The sequence below is a fragment of the Calditrichota bacterium genome, assembly GCA_013112635.1.
Classification (GTDB): Bacteria; Calditrichota; Calditrichia; order Calditrichales; family J004; genus JABFGF01.
The window spans coordinates 439,420-455,204 of the sequence record JABFGF010000004.1; the positions used below are offsets into that span (position 1 = coordinate 439,420).

The window sequence follows — 15,785 nt, forward strand, 5'->3', positions numbered from 1 at the left end:
TTTTCATTTTAATTTTTAGAATAATACGCTGACTGCGAGACTCAATGATGTATAATCCAATTTAGATTTTGCATCAGTCGTATATATTGATCCGGCAGGTGCAGGTGGTGGAAGAGGAATATTTACTACATTTTTTAAAGTGCCATCAGCAGAATAATTAGAATATTGAACTTTAATGACTACAGAATAATCCGGCTTATAGTTTAGTCCAAACAAAATTCCTTTCATTCCTGTAGCAAGAAAATCTGATTCTTTATCTTCCAGATGACTATAGGTACCATACGCTGTAAATTCATCAGTAATATTATACCCAGCCGTACCGAAATAAAATAGTTTTTCAGTTTCACCAAGATATTTATCTGGATCTAAGGTGACAGAAATATACTCGGCCTCTACAAAAAAGTCACTGTACGAAAAAGATATATCTCCACCAATCCTGACCCTGGGTACATCTTCTCCAATTTCTGCCTGCCTGTTTGCTTTATCAAATGTGCCCGATACCCCAACTTTTAGATTATCATAAGTGATTCCCGCACGACCACCTATTAGTTTAAATTTTGTTGTGTCTGTTCCTGGGGATGAGGCACCTATTGTTGTGCCAGATGCGATATAAGCTGTTTCACTTTGGCCGATGTAAGCTGCATAATCAAAGCTCAAATCTCCAGATGGCATTTCACCATAAAACTGCAAAAAGGCTCGTTCCGGAATATACTCATGAATTGGTATTACAGTTGCTAAAGACGCTTCATACACCAATGGTCTTACAGTATAAGGTAAAAGAGGCATTCTATTTTTGATCTCATTTAAATTATTAAACCTTGGGATTAACAAACCTGCTTTAATGTTAAACAATTCACTATGCTGATATCTTAACCAGGCTTCCTCAAGATTTAACGCCCCCCATTCACGACGAGATGAATAAGAACTTAAAAACTCCAGGTTTACTAAGGCTGTAAAATTATCAGTCAATTCTTTTCTAAAAAATAAATTCAATTGTTGAACATTCGAATTAATGAAATCAGAATCCGCTTCATCCAAAACCGTTTCGGCTGATTGCCCAAGAGGAGAAAGATCAGTTGTAAGATTAAATTCTCCTGTCTGTTGAGATAATACACCCTGGAAAAACCCAAAGACTTCTAAATCTTCCTGGGCAAAACTTGGTGAACACAATGCAAAAACTAAAAAAGCAAATAATATAGATTGAAATCGCTTCATTATACCTCTCCCTTAACTTTCTGTTAGTTTGAATTATTAAAAATAAAATCTGTATACAAGCTTAATACACTCTGTTTTAACAAAATGCATACTTCCTATTTATATAATTTCAGGTATGTGATTTCTATATAAGGCATCAAAAACAATAGAAAACCATACTGAATAGTTTGAAAATTCATCGATGTTTTTACTAATGATCTTATAGTCGGATTATAAAACCGATAATTAGATTTATGGGGGTTCAAGCAGAATAATGACCAATTATTGTTCAGCAATTGTGCGTGTCTAACTTATTGAAAAAAGGAGATTTAAGAAATCTATCAATCTAATTGAACAAAGCGGACTTTCTAAAATAGAATGCTAGAAGTACAGAGGAATACAAACGGCTTTTTAGGAGAAAAGAAAGCCCTGTTTTTAAGAAAATAAAAATCAAGGCTTTCAAAAACACAGATAAACTTTGTAATTGGGCAGTTTTAAAACTCACCAAAGTTATCATCATCAAGATCTATATGTGGCACTTCTTTTATATTTTTTTTACGATTTATAGATTTTGCCGGTTCATTGATATCTTCGGTAGTCTTATCACTTTGCGCAATACCTGCATTATCCAATAAAGATCCGATATTTTTATTATTCTCTTGGTTCAGTTTGAATTTACTTATTATTTGTTTTAGCTGAATTGCCTGTGCAGACAGCTCTTCAGATGTTGCTGCTCCTTCTTCTGCGGCGGCTGATTGTGATTGTGTAACCTGGTCAATTTGCCCTAATGCAGTTGAGGTTTGATCAATTGCAGCTACTTGTTCATTTGAGGCGGTAGCAATTTCCTGTACAAGTGAACTTGCTTCTGTTATTCCACTAATTATCTCTGTTAATGCTTCAGCTGTTTGATTTGCAATCTGGGTTCCATTTTTAACTTTGTCTACTGAACCTTCTATTAGGTCTGTAGTTTCCTGGGCTGCTTTTGCACTCCTTTGAGCCAGGTTCCGAACCTCTTCTGCAACAACTGCAAAGCCTTTACCGTGGACACCTGCACGGGCTGCTTCTACAGCGGCATTTAAAGCCAGGAGATTAGTTTGAAAAGCAATTTCATCAATAACTTTAATGATTTTGGATATTTCATTTGATGAGTCATTAATAACACTCATTGCCGAAACCATTTTATCCATCCGTTCATTACCAACTTCTGCGCTTTTTAAAGAGCTTACTGCAACCTTATTTGCATTTGCAGAGTTTTCAGCATTCTTACGTGATTGCTGGCTTATTTCAGTTATTGAAGCAGAAGTTTCTTCCAGGGAACTTGCTGCTTCTGTCGCTCCTTGAGAAATAGATTGGCTATTATCTGAAACCTGAATTGAACCACTTGAAACCTGGTCTGCAGCAATTGTGACTTGTTGAAGCAGTTCATTTAACTTAGAAAGAGTATTATTCATATGGTCTTTCATTTTGGCATGATCGCCTTTATAATCACCTTTCATGTTAACAGTTAAATCACCAAGTGCCATACGTTTAAGACAGCTCTGTGCTTCCTTTATTGGATTCATAATATTATTAATGGTGTTATTGATACCTACAATTATCTCCTTATAACCACCTTCAAATTTATCTTCATCCCCTCGTGTTTCAAGTTCACCTTTTTCAGCTGCTTCCGTTAATCTGCCGCTTTCATTTATCAAAGCCTGCAAGTTTTGTCGGATGTTGTTTAATCCATTTGTAAACATGATTTGTTTGCCGGGAAGATCACGAATTCCTTTTTGCAAATCCCCTTTTGCATACTGCTGCAAAATTTCAACGCCTTCTAAAAGGGGATTGATTACAACATCGAGAGTTTCATTTACACCACCTAATAATTCTGCATAAGCACCTTTAAATTTCTCAGGATGGCATCGTGAATCAAGTTCACCCATTTTTTGATCTTCGATAGTCGCATTTAAATCGTGTTGCATATCAACTAAGCTATCCTTCATTGTAATCATTGCCTTAGCAAGTACATCTGAATCAGAAATAGCGATTATATCAACATCCAAATTACCAACAGCTATTTGGTTTGCAGTTTGTGCCTTTGATGCAATCGATTCAATTAGCAATTTGAAAGAGGTTGCAAGACTTCCAATTTCATCGTCTGAATCAATATCTAAATAAACATCTATTTCACCGGTAGCAGCCACTTCTGCAGCTGAGCTTAATTTTTTAATAGGATTGGAAAGATTCTTTGATATAAAAAAACCAACTGCGATAATAAATATTAATGCAATAAAAAATGCCCCTATAATATTAGTCGTAATCGCAGAAACCTCTTTCTCTACATCATCAATATAAACGCCAGTGCCTACAATCCACCCCCAGGGTTTATATAATTTAACAAATGATGTCTTTGGCTGGGGTTCATCTTTCCCCGGTTTTGGCCAATCATAATACAAAAAGCCCTCTTCATTTTTTTTACAGGTTTCAACTATTTCCCGAAACAATGTGCCAATTTTTGGATCAGAGCCAACGTTTTTTCCATTTAGTGTTGGGACTGTAGGATGTATAATCACTACATGATCAAGGTCATTTATCCAAAAATAGGTTCCTTCACCATATCCAATTTGCTCAACAAGAGATATAATTGTTTTTTGTGCATCTTCTAATGAAAGATTTCCTTGCGATACTTCCTGATCAAATTTTTTAATAACATCGTAAACGGTATTTGTAACGCTTTTTATTTTTTCATCTTTTTCTGCATATAATTTTGACTCCACCTCTGGCAGAAAATAAAACAATGTGATAATTGTAAATGGAAGAACGGCTACTACAATTAATGCAATTAGCTTATTAATGATTCGCCAGTCTTTAAATTGTTTAACTTTCATATCAGTTCTCACTTTATTTAAATTATTTGTTATAGAAAGTATCTCATTACATCGCAATCTATAATGAAATTATACACTATTATTCAAGTCAACCACAGTTTGTAAACCATGACTTTATGAATAGACTTTAAGGTTAAGTTTTTATTTTTATAATACTTAATTAATCGAAAATATATGTTTGAAAGTAAATTTAAAGGCCATAAACAGGTAAGGGTGAGCAATTATTGACCATGTTCAAAAGTCGATTTTTTTTCTCAATGAAGCTTTGTAGGATAGGTGATTTACGTTCCATATCGATATGAAAAGTTCATAACAATATTTGGGGAAATATATAGATAGCATTACTTATTTTATAAATTAAATAGTGCCATTTATTTAAATTTTAGAATCCGTTAGAAGCTGCCAAATTCATCATCATCTAATTTGATTTGAGGTTCTTAAATCCTGGTCTTTTATTTCCCCAATAAAATCCAACTGGATATAACACGACGTTATAAACATCGAACAAGAGAAGACTATTAGTATAGATTTTAGATGCATTGCTTAAATGCTCAAGATCATAATGATTGAGATAGAATCCGCTTTTTTTCCTTAAACTTGAAGAGTCGTTGCAATATAATAGTCATAAGATTGAGCAAGAGTGAATAAAACAAACAGTTATACTCAACATAAAACAATAACTTACTTTACTATAGTTTTTGCAATAGATCTGCCATTTCAATTGCAGTTAAAGCAGTATCCCAGCCTTTATTACCAGATTTAGTCCCGGCCCTTTCTAAAGCTTGTTCAATTGTTTCGGTTGTTAAAATTCCAAAACTAACAGGCGTTTCATATTCCAGGTTTAATTGGCCAATTCCCCTTGCAACCATTCCGGCAACATAATCAAAATGTGGTGTGGCTCCGCGGATAACAGCGCCTAAACAAATTATTGCATCATAAGATCCGGATGAAACCATTTTTTTAGCAACCTGGGAAATTTCAAAAGCACCCGGACACCAGGCAATTGAAATATTTTTTTGATCACCCTCGTGCCGAACAATACAATCAATCGCACCTTCTAATAGTTTTGAGCTTATTAACGAGTTAAACCGGCCTACAACTATTCCAAACTTTTTGCCTTTTGCAGATAACTTTCCTTCAATTATATTGGCCACAATGCCTCCATCAACTTTAATCATTTTTAAAATTTTTAATTCTTTTTTAAGAGATGTCCAAGTTTATCGCGTTTTGTCTTTAGATATTGATGATTATTTTCATTTGGACAGATTTCTATAGGCACTCTTTCTACAATTTCTAAATTATAACCTTTTAGGCCTATAATTTTTTTAGGGTTATTGGTTAATAGCTTGATTTTTGAAAGGCCTAAATCAATTAAAATTTGCGCTCCAATTCCATAATCCCTCAAATCTGCTTTAAAACCTAATATCTCATTTGCCTCAACTGTGTCTCGCCCTTCTTCCTGAAGTGAATACGCTAATAATTTATTAACCAGCCCTATTCCTCTGCCTTCCTGCCGCATATAAAGTACAACACCTTTTCCTTCCTGCTCAATTTGTTGCATTGCCGCACTCAGCTGATCGCCACAATCGCAGCGCTGGGATCCAAAAACATCTCCTGTCAGGCATTCCGAATGCACCCGGACAAGAATTGGATCATCGCCGGAAATATCACCTTTTACAAGAGCAACATGATGTTCTGTTGGGTTTAGCAGGCTTTCATAAGTGTGTAGTTTAAATTTGCCAAACTTTGTTGGCATATCTACGATTACTTTGCGCTGTACTAATTTTTCCCGTACACGGCGGTATTCAATTAAATCCGAAATAGTAATCATGTTTAAATTGTGTTTTTGGCAAAATAATTCAAGGTTACCTACACGGGCCATCGATCCGTCATCATGCATAATTTCACACAATATACCCGAAGGCTTTAAACCGGCCAATCGGGCTAAATCGACTGCTGCTTCAGTATGTCCGGCACGCCGTAAAACGCCTCCTTTTTTAGCAATCAGGGGGAAAATATGTCCCGGTCTGGCAAAATCATTTGCTTCAATTTTATCATCAACTAATGCCTGTATTGTGCTTGCCCTGTCATGGGCAGATATCCCTGTTGTCGTCCCATGTTTATAATCAACAGTAACCGTAAACGGTGTTTGGTGTAAAGCTGTATTTTCACCTACCATATAATCCAGTTCCAACTCGTTTGCACGATCGGGCGTGATTGCCGCACATAACATTCCTCGTGCTTCTTTTGTAATAAAATTTACATGTTCGGGCAAAACCTTTTCTGATGCCATGATCAGGTCACCTTCGTTTTCCCGGTCTGCATCATCAACAACAACGACCATTTTACCATTTTTAATATCATTCAAAGCCGCTTCAATTGAAGCAAAATGTGACTTTTGTTTTAAACTCATTCTAAAATCCTAAATCTTTAATTTTTTGAATCGTCAACTCTTTTTCTGAAACTCGACCGCTAAAGGATAACAATCGTTCAACATATTTTGCTATCACATCAACTTCCACATTCATATGGTCCCCAACTTTCAACTGCGCAAGATTAGTATTTGCCCAGGTATGCGGGATAATGTTTATGCCAATAGATGTGCCGGACAACCGTGCTATAGTCAAACTAATACCATCCAACGAAATAGATCCTTCTAAAATTGTATACCGTTCCAGCTGTTTATCTATTATAACATCCAGCGCATAATTTTTACCCAATTTTGTAATGCGGGAAATAACAGCCTTACCATTTACATGGCCTTGCACCATGTGTCCGCCAAGCCTTGTATTAAGGCTTACAGCACGTTCAAGATTTACTTTCTGGTTTGTTTTAAATTTTCCAATTGTTGTCTTTTGCAAAGTCTCTCCAACGGCGTCTACCCAAAAACCACTGTCTGTTATTTTTGTAGCTGTAAGACATACGCCATTAACCGCAACCGAATCATCAACACTAAGATCATCTAAAATATCTTTAGCCCCAATCAAAAGGTTTAATCCACCTTTGATCGGATTAATCTTTTTAATATTTCCTAATTCTTCTATAAGTCCTGTAAACATTTTATAATTTACTAATTTTTTATCGCTGAAATATAAATTTTTTAAACTTTTTTTCGGAGGATTAGATAATTGTCTTCACCAAGTATTCCACTTTCGTAAATGCTTAGCTCAAAATCATTTTTTAGTTGGATTGAAGACGTTCCGGATTTGAAAAAAACAGGTGCCTGCAAAATGATTATTTCATCAAATAATTGTTGAGATACAAATTGAGAAAAGATATTTTGACCACCTTCGACCAGCAAACTATTAATGCCTTCATTTCCCAATTGTCTCAAAACATCTTTTATGCTGATTCTCCTATGGTTATCTTCTTCACATTCAAACAATCTTACGTTTGCTTTCTGCAACCAATTTGATTTGGAACCTTCACTGGACGGATTATGAAAAATCCATGTTGTCCCCGCTTCAAATGTTTTTGCTTCAGGATCAGACGACAGCTTTCCATCAATAACAATTTTTACAGGATCTTTTCCATCAACATGTCGAACATTTAACTGAGGATTGTCCGATCTTACGGTCCCTGCTCCAATTAAAACAGCATCAAATTCTGCACGTAATTTATGAACAAATTTCCCTGATTCTGCTCCGGTAATCCAGGTTTGTGCGCCTTTATTTTTGCTAATCATGCCATTAAGCGTTTGTGCAATTTTTAAAGTTACCCATGGTTTACTCTCAAGAATATGTTTAAAGAAAAATCGGTTTAATTCCTGCCCTTCATTTTTCAAAATATTTTCAACAACCTCAATTCCTGCATCACGCATTTGTTTTATCGACTTACCTGAAACATTTGGATTCGGATCAGAATTGGATAAAACTACTCGTTTTATACCGGAATTTATAACCAGAGGCAAACAGGGCGGGGTTTTCTTATTTGTATGGCAACAGGGTTCCAGGTTGCAAAAGAGAGTTGCGCCGACTAATGATTCTTTAGCTGTTTTAATGGCCATCGCCTCAGCATGGAGACCACCAAAATGAGCGTGAAAGCCTTCTGAAATAATTCTTCCATCTTTAACAATCACCGCCCCTACTAAAGGATTTGGGCTGACTTTACTACGGCCATTTTTTGCCAATTCAAAACAGCGTTGAATATATTGGTTATACTTGTCCATTTTCATCAGAGGCATTTTTTAAAAGATTATTTGGTTCTTTTCGACTAACAATCTCTTTTAAATTGTCTCTTTCTACACCAAAAACGATTGAAAGAAAATTACTAAGCAAAAAACCTGTAACACCCCAAATAACATCCCCGTTATAATTATAATAGTGGATATTCCAGTCATATCCATGGCGGGAAATCTTTTGGACCCTGAAGATATCATCATTTAAAAGATGTAAAAGCGGTACTTCAATAAGACGATCAATTTCATCTATGCTTATGCTATAGTTGTAGGGATATGGATAGTATCCTACAAAAGGTGAAACAAGAAAATCCGTATTGGTAAGAAAAACATCTGTTTGGCCAAGCACATCAATATCATTGTTTTTAATCCCAACTTCCTCATCTGTTTCACGAAGAGCCGTAAAAAGTAAGTCTTTATCCGTATCATCTTTTCGGCCACCGGGAAATGATATTTGGCCTTTGTGCGTAGCTACCTTTGTAGTGCGTTTTGTGAATAAAATATGGGCCTGATTGTCTTTGAAGAAAAGCGGGATTAATACTGCAGCCGGGTTAGAAGGTCCTTCTTTATAAATAAATGATTTTTGCTTGCGGTTGGAAAGTACTTTTTTGATATGGTCATAAAGCTTATCAGAAGATGAACACAATTCAGCCCAATCTTTCCGGATATTTTTTGTGTTAGCTGAATTCTTCATCTTTTATTTCATAATCTTCTAATTTATTATAAAGCGAACGCCGGGAAATCCCAAGCATTTCGGCTGCTTTTAGCTTGTTTCCTTTTGCCATCAATAATGTTTTGATAATTGACTTACGTTCTATTTCCGGAAGAGGTGTTCCAGCCGGAAAACGAATTTCCTGCCCAGGTAAAACACCTTTTCGAACTGATTCAGGCAAATCCTTTTTATGAATAACATCTTTGGCGGATATCATCGAACGTAACAGAATATTTCGTAGCTCGCGCACGTTTCCAGGCCAGGAATATTTTTTCAGGATATCTGTTGCTTCTTCATCAATGGAATTAACTGTTTTTCCATATTCCCTGTTAAATTTTTCAAGAAAATAATTGTTGATTAATGGTATATCTTCGTTGCGTTCCCTTAAGGGTGGCAGCTCAATGTTATATACATTCAGGCGGTAATATAAATCTTCACGGAATTTTCCTGCGGCGATCATATCTTCCATATTTTCGTTTGTTGCCGCAACAATCCGAACATTGATATCGATCTCTCGTGCGCCACCAACCCGATCAATTTTATGGTTTTCCAAAACTCTTAATAATGAGATTTGAACCTGCTCGCTCATAGAACTGATCTCATCCAAAAATAAAGTGCCACCGTCTGCCTCTTCAAACTTCCCTTTTTTATTATCGATAGCACCGGTAAATGCACCTTTAACATGTCCAAACAGTTCTGAGCTGATCAGGTCTTTTGGGATTGCACCGGTGTTAACTGCGATAAAAGGTTCATTTTTTCGGGATGAAGCCTTGTGAATCGCCCGGGCCACCAACTCTTTCCCAGTACCGCTTTCTCCGTAAACCAAAACTGGAACATCGATATTGGCGATTTCATTTATTTTCTTAACAACATTTTTTATAGGGCGTGATTTACCAATTATTTCGCCAAAATGTACAAACCTTTCCGGGACAGCTATTTCTTTTTCAATTGCAGGTGTTTGTAATAAACGATCAATAATTTGTTTTAATTTAACCGGATCGACAGGCTTAGGAATATAATCAATCGCACCAAGATGAATTGCCTCTACCGCATGCTCTATTGAGCTAAAGCCGGTAATCATGATAACTTTCTGTAATGGATCGTAATCATTGATCATTTTCAACAGTTCCATGCCGTCAATATCCTGCATCTTAAAATCTGTAATTACCAAATCATAATGGTTTTTATAGATTAGCTCCATTGCAGGCTTGGCACCATCAGCCTGATCAACAGTAAATTTGTGAGCCTGAAGAAGAAGGACTAATCCTTCGCGGTGGTTTTGGTCATCATCAATAACAAGTAATCGTGGGGTCATATTTCTCTAAACAAATTAAACATTTTTATTATTTCGGACTGTTTTGGTGAATCTAAAAAAAGACGGGCTAAAATTAAAATAAATCGGCACTTAAGTAATTGTTTGCGGACACAACTGGGCCAGGTTATCAACTATTTATTTTAAAGTAAAAAATAGTTATGTTTGCCTTACTTTTTAACGAATTGAAAAATATACAATGGCCATTAACCTTTCTGCAGAACAAAAAACCCGGGGGATTGGGGCAGAACAGGAAGAAGTTCTGACCTTTTACAAACGGCTTTTTAACTACAAGTTTTTATATATTTTTCCACCGGTAAAACAAAACACCATTAAACCTCTTGTTGCTATCGGCCGCGAAGAAAATCTCTCTTTTTATAATGCAAGAGATATCGATTGGTTAAATTTTTATCATAAAGTTTTAACTGTAGAAACACTAAACGGAGAGAGCTCTATTGATCAGTTTTTTGAGCACTACGAAATTGACCGGCTGTTTCCAATTCGCTTAAACGATGAGTGTTTTGGTTTTTTGGCGCTTGGTTCTCATGGCCGCCAAAGCAATCATTTAGAAAACCAAATTGCCCAGCTTATTATTCGCTATCTGGCCTCGCTTTGGCATAACCATGCTCTGCTTAATGATATAGAAGATTCTTCAAAAAAAACTGAACAACTTTTAGCAGAAATATCAACACTTCTTGAAGTAACACAAGCCATTGAATCCGGCGGAAATATCCAGAACCTGCTGGAAATGATTATGCAAAAATGCATGAATGTAATGATGGTTGAAGCTGTTTCGCTAATGCTGTTAACAAAGGATAAAAAGGAGTTGGAATTTAGAGTAGCTTTGGGGCCAAAAGGCAAGGACGTTAAACCGTACAAGCTAAAACTTGGGCAAGGAATTGCCGGTACCGTTGCCCTTTCCGGGAAGCCGCTGCTAATCCCAAACGCATATAATGACGACCGTTTCGATCCGGCTTTTGACAGACGAAGCGGATTTAAGACTGAAAGTATATTATGCGTTCCTCTAATTTACCATAATTCCGTTTTGGGTGTTGTTCAGGCCTTAAACCGTTTTGATGGAAAACCATTTGCTGAACATGACCTGAGTACATTCAAAATATTTTCCACACAGGCTGCATTGGCCATAGAAAACACACGGCTGCTGCATGAAGCTATAGAAAATGAAAAACTAAAAAGCCAAATTGCAATTGCTTCCGAAATTCAACATTTAATTGTCCCGGAAATACTGCCGGAAATTCCGGGATTGGAAATGAGTGGATGCTATATTCCAAGCCAGGGAGTAGGCGGTGATTTTTATGCTGTTCAAAATGTAAACGAACATGAAACCATTTTTTGTATTGCCGATGTATCCGGAAAAAGTGTCCCGGGTGCACTGCTTGTCTCAACATTGCATGCTACTTTGCGTGCCTATTTGGAGTTTACTACAGACTTGCAGGTAATCATGAAAAAACTTAATGAGTTGATTATTAAGCTTTCTACGGCAGACCGCTTTATTACCTTATTTATTTCAAAGTTTAACTCAAAAACTTCAAAGTTAGATTATATAAGTGCCGGACATAATCCTCAGTATTTATTGCGGGAACCTTTTAAAATAAGCAAACTATCTTCTACCGGAGTATGTGTTGGTTTAATCCCATTTGACTACAAAATAAAAAGTGTAGATTTAAAAAAGAACGATATGGTACTTCTTTATACAGATGGTATTGTTGAAGCTAGGGACAAAAATAAAGAAATATTTGGTGAAGAACGTCTTGGAAAAGTTTTATTTGAAAACTTAAAAAGGCCATGCGATTTTATCCAAAAACAAATAATCCGTGCCGTAGAAACTTTTAGCCCGGATGCCCACCAACAGGACGACTTAACACTTCTTGTAATACGCAAAACTGACTAACTTTAAACCTTCTCAAAAACAGGAATCCTATAAGCCATTGATTTATAAAGAATTGTACTAAACGGGCGACAATAAATTTTGTATGTCTTAAACTGTTTATATTATGCCTTTAAACAACAATACATTAACGAATAAAAAAAGTAGCCTCTCACTCTTTTTTAAACGTTTTCTTGCAATCTTTACCCCTTTGTTTATCATCGTATTTATGATTCTCGCCAGTATTTATTATTCATTGGTAAAATCATTAATAGATGAAATCTACGATCAGGAATTTTTGGCTGTTTCTCTTCAAAAAAAACAAATTAAGATGGAAACCTCATCGCTCATATCGCATATTCATTTTCTTTCGCAAGAACAACATTTGGGTCTTTTAATAAAAGATGGGCAGATAAATTCACAAATTAGAAAAGAAATAACTAACAGGTTTTTAAATTTCTCACAAACCAGCACTTTTTATGATCAAATTCGCTTTATTCAAAACAGTGGAAGAGAAATAATTCGAATAGATTTTAAAAATGGCCGGTCTGAAGTTGTCGATGATAATAGTTTACAAAATAAAAAATCCAGATATTATTTTAAAGCAGTATCCGGTTTACAAAAAAACCAAATATTTGTATCTCAATTAGATCTGAAAATAGAGAACGGCAAAGTTGAACGGCCATATAAACCAATGGTCCGCTTAGGAATGCCGGTTTTTGGAGATGAAAACCAGCGGATTGGAATGGTTGTAGTTAATTATCTTGCAAACCGCTTTTTAACTGTACTTACTGAAACAAGCCAGATTAACCCCGGTGAGATCATGCTGCTTAACGGAAAATCTTACTGGCTAAAAAGCAAAAACCCTGATGACGAATGGGGGTTTATGTTTGAAGATAAAAAAAACAGAACATTCGCAAATAAATTCCCAAATGAATGGAAGGAGATTTCTGAGAAACAGGAAGATCAATTTGAAACAGATAATGGCCTTTTTACATTTTACACCATAAATCCCTTTTTTCTGAAAAATGAAAAACAGCTTGTCCAAATTATGAACCCCGGTGACAAATACTGGAAAATTCTATCCCATGTTCCAATGAATTATATCCGGTCAGAAAAAATATCTTTGCTATATTCATTTTTGCCTGTATTTTTTTTGTTAGTCTTTTTACTCATTTTAGGAACCCTGATAATCACCAACATTTCTATCCAAAAATCCAAAAAAGACTGGGAACTGGAAACAGCAAATCAACAGCTTGAGAACAAAGTTTCTGAAAGAACAAAACAGCTTTCAGAGATAAACAAAGACCTGGCAAAAGAAATAGTTAAACATAAAAAAACAGAAAAGAAATTACAGAAAAAGACAAATGAGCTGGAACGGTCTAATAAAGAATTGGAAGAGTTTGCCTATATTGCCTCGCATGACCTTCAGGAGCCTTTAAGAAAAATAAGCAGCTTTTCAAAGCTATTAGAAAAACGAAGTATTGAAAGCCTTGATGAAGAAGGCCAAAAATACTTAGAATTTATTACCAGCTCTGTTGCACGCATGAGAACGCTTATTAGTGAACTGCTAAAATATTCAAAGGTTAGCAGCTCGAAAATTAATTTTGATTCTGTTGATCTAAATGATGTAATAAAGGCTGTTTTAGATGACCTTGGCATGGTTATTAAAGAGTCAAATACACAAATCAACTTTAATAATTTACCGGAAATAAAAGCCGACAAGACACAAATGATCCAATTAATGGGAAATCTGGTTAGTAATGCAATTAAATATTATGAACCCGGACGAAATGGCGGGCCAAAAATTAGTATAAATGCTAAGGAGGAGCCAAACCAATGGCTTGTTTCAGTTCAGGATAATGGCATTGGAATTGACCAATCTCATTATGAAAAAATATTTGTTATTTTCCAACGTCTGCATGGCAGAAATGATTTTTCCGGGACAGGGATTGGGCTTGGAGTTTGCAAAAAAATTGTTGAGCGTCATGGAGGTAAAATCTGGGTGGATTCAGAAAAAGATAAAGGCTCTACTTTTTACTTTACCATAAAAAATTAAAACCTTCTCATTTGTCAAGCGCTTCGTAAAAAATCTTGTCTATTCCAACATTTAAAACTTTTAGCCGATCTATAAACAATTCAACATCCTCGCCGTTAATCAACTTGCCAAACCTTGGGGCAATAACCAGCGGCTTTGGTTCCAGCCATTTTACATTTTCCAAAACTTTTAAAAGTGCAGAATTTGATGAAATATTTTTTTGATGATAAGAGCGCATTCCTTCCCAATCTTTTTCTTTTGCATAAAGATCGTTGGTCTTTTCTGTAGTTGGTTTAGAATCAGAGCTAAACAAACTTCCGCTGAAAAGAACCCTGCTTTCAATATCATAGGTCATAAAAGAACTGGCTGAGCCACAAAAAGGTGTTTCAATAAATTGTAAGTTATGGCCTGAAGCAAGGGTAATAGAAGGTGTTTTTTCAATATCTACTTTTTTCACACTCCTTGGGTGGATTTCATAATGCTTTATGTAATCCCAGTTTTTTGTACTGGTCATACAAATCACACGCTCATTTGCCTGCCGTAACATCCTGCTGTTTAAACTGGCTTCCGGGCTCGAATCCAATGGAATATAAATATTTATTTTGGAAGCACCCCCAAGAGCCTGGTCGATTTTTTCTGAAATCGCATTAAAATATAATGGAGATCCCGGATCAAATAGAGCACATATTTTTTTGGAATCATTTTTAAAAACACGCAGATAGACATTTTGATGAACTGCTTCTTTTTCATCTATATGACCTACCCACCAAACATTTTCCATTAACTTTCCGGCAAACTTTAGGTCTGTTTTTTCAATATTTAGTTGTGGATCAACTTTAATTTTAATATCCAAAGGCCGGACAACAAAAGTTCCCTGGGTCCATTTTCGCATGGCATCAAGGGCAGCCTCATCTTTTAAAGAGTTATAAGAAACCGAAACAATATCACCATGATCCAGATTTACAGTACCAACCTGTCCTTCTCTTTGAAGAATCAGTTCTCCACTAATTTTCTCCCGCAGGCAAAGTTCTATAATTTCTTCAACGGGAACATCTTCAATACGTCCTTTATGCTGGCTGGCCTGCTCGCGCGATTGGGCAACCCGCCTGAACATAGTTTCAATTTTAATCAAAACTTCATCCACATTAAAAGGCTTCATTAAAAAATCGTCGCCACCAACATTAAGCCCTTCTAGCATCTTCTCTTTTTTTGCTGTCAAAAATATAAACGGTACAGATTTGGTTACAGGATTTTCGCGGACTCTTTTACATAAATCGATACCATTTAAGTTTGGCATACTGATATCAGAAATAATCAAATCCGGTACAAAACTTTGCAGCTTATCCATGGCAATAGCACCATCTTGCGCTACAACTGCTTCATAATCTCCTGTTAGTTCCAAAATACGCTGTAAAGCCATCAGGATAGGTTCTTCATCTTCTACAATAAGTACAGTCTTTTTGGAATGCATTTTCTCCTCGTTTATACCTTTGCCGGATGTACTGCTTTCGGATTAGAATACTATTTTTATTAGTAATTTTTATAAAAGAATTTTAAATTTATTTTTAAATATTTGTAATTAAGACGATTAATT

Annotated in this window: 11 protein-coding genes; 2 read left to right on the forward strand and 9 right to left on the reverse strand. The window is 35.7% G+C overall.

The window, feature by feature from the left end:
- Positions 1–15: 15 nt before the first annotated feature.
- The 8 genes from HND50_13410 to HND50_13445 form a co-directional block, all read right to left on the reverse strand.
- A complete protein-coding gene (locus HND50_13410; GenBank protein ID NOG46232.1) occupies positions 16–1,215 on the reverse strand; it encodes a hypothetical protein in 1,200 nt (399 codons plus the stop codon).
- Positions 1,216–1,688: 473 nt separating this feature from the next.
- Positions 1,689–4,064 carry a HAMP domain-containing protein gene (locus HND50_13415; protein NOG46233.1) on the reverse strand — a complete coding sequence of 792 codons (2,376 nt, stop codon included), beginning with the start codon at positions 4,062–4,064 and terminating at the stop codon, positions 1,689–1,691.
- A gap of 689 nt (positions 4,065–4,753) precedes the next feature.
- Positions 4,754–5,242: a 6,7-dimethyl-8-ribityllumazine synthase gene (locus tag HND50_13420; protein ID NOG46234.1), complete on the reverse strand. Its 489-nt coding sequence runs from the start codon at positions 5,240–5,242 to the stop codon at positions 4,754–4,756.
- 11 nt (positions 5,243–5,253) lie between these two features.
- Positions 5,254–6,477 carry a bifunctional 3,4-dihydroxy-2-butanone-4-phosphate synthase/GTP cyclohydrolase II gene (locus tag HND50_13425; protein ID NOG46235.1) on the reverse strand — a complete coding sequence of 408 codons (1,224 nt, stop codon included), beginning with the start codon at positions 6,475–6,477 and terminating at the stop codon, positions 5,254–5,256.
- 1 nt (position 6,478) lies between these two features.
- The gene (locus HND50_13430; protein ID NOG46236.1) at positions 6,479–7,123 is read right to left on the reverse strand and encodes a riboflavin synthase; all 645 of its coding nucleotides are present in this window, start codon (positions 7,121–7,123) and stop codon (positions 6,479–6,481) included.
- A gap of 41 nt (positions 7,124–7,164) precedes the next feature.
- Positions 7,165–8,232 (reverse strand): bifunctional diaminohydroxyphosphoribosylaminopyrimidine deaminase/5-amino-6-(5-phosphoribosylamino)uracil reductase RibD, encoded by a 1,068-nt coding sequence (gene ribD, locus HND50_13435; protein ID NOG46237.1) that lies wholly within the window; start codon positions 8,230–8,232, stop codon positions 7,165–7,167.
- Positions 8,219–8,935 (reverse strand): CoA pyrophosphatase, encoded by a 717-nt coding sequence (locus HND50_13440; protein ID NOG46238.1) that lies wholly within the window; start codon positions 8,933–8,935, stop codon positions 8,219–8,221. Before HND50_13440 ends, ribD begins: the two co-directional genes overlap by 14 nt.
- Entirely contained in the window at positions 8,919–10,268 is a 1,350-nt protein-coding gene (locus HND50_13445) for a sigma-54-dependent Fis family transcriptional regulator (GenBank protein ID NOG46239.1), read from the reverse strand. The genes HND50_13440 and HND50_13445 overlap by 17 nt, the downstream gene beginning before the upstream one ends.
- 196 nt (positions 10,269–10,464) lie before the next feature.
- Between HND50_13445 and HND50_13450 the strand changes: the two genes are divergently transcribed.
- Entirely contained in the window at positions 10,465–12,177 is a 1,713-nt protein-coding gene (locus HND50_13450; protein NOG46240.1) for a SpoIIE family protein phosphatase, read from the forward strand.
- Between the two features lie 205 nt (positions 12,178–12,382).
- Positions 12,383–14,212: a GHKL domain-containing protein gene (locus tag HND50_13455; GenBank protein NOG46241.1), complete on the forward strand. Its 1,830-nt coding sequence runs from the start codon at positions 12,383–12,385 to the stop codon at positions 14,210–14,212.
- 7 nt (positions 14,213–14,219) lie between these two features.
- Here HND50_13455 and HND50_13460 read toward each other — a convergent pair whose 3' ends face one another.
- The gene (locus HND50_13460) at positions 14,220–15,662 is read right to left on the reverse strand and encodes a response regulator (protein NOG46242.1); all 1,443 of its coding nucleotides are present in this window, start codon (positions 15,660–15,662) and stop codon (positions 14,220–14,222) included.
- Positions 15,663–15,785: the final 123 nt, after the last annotated feature.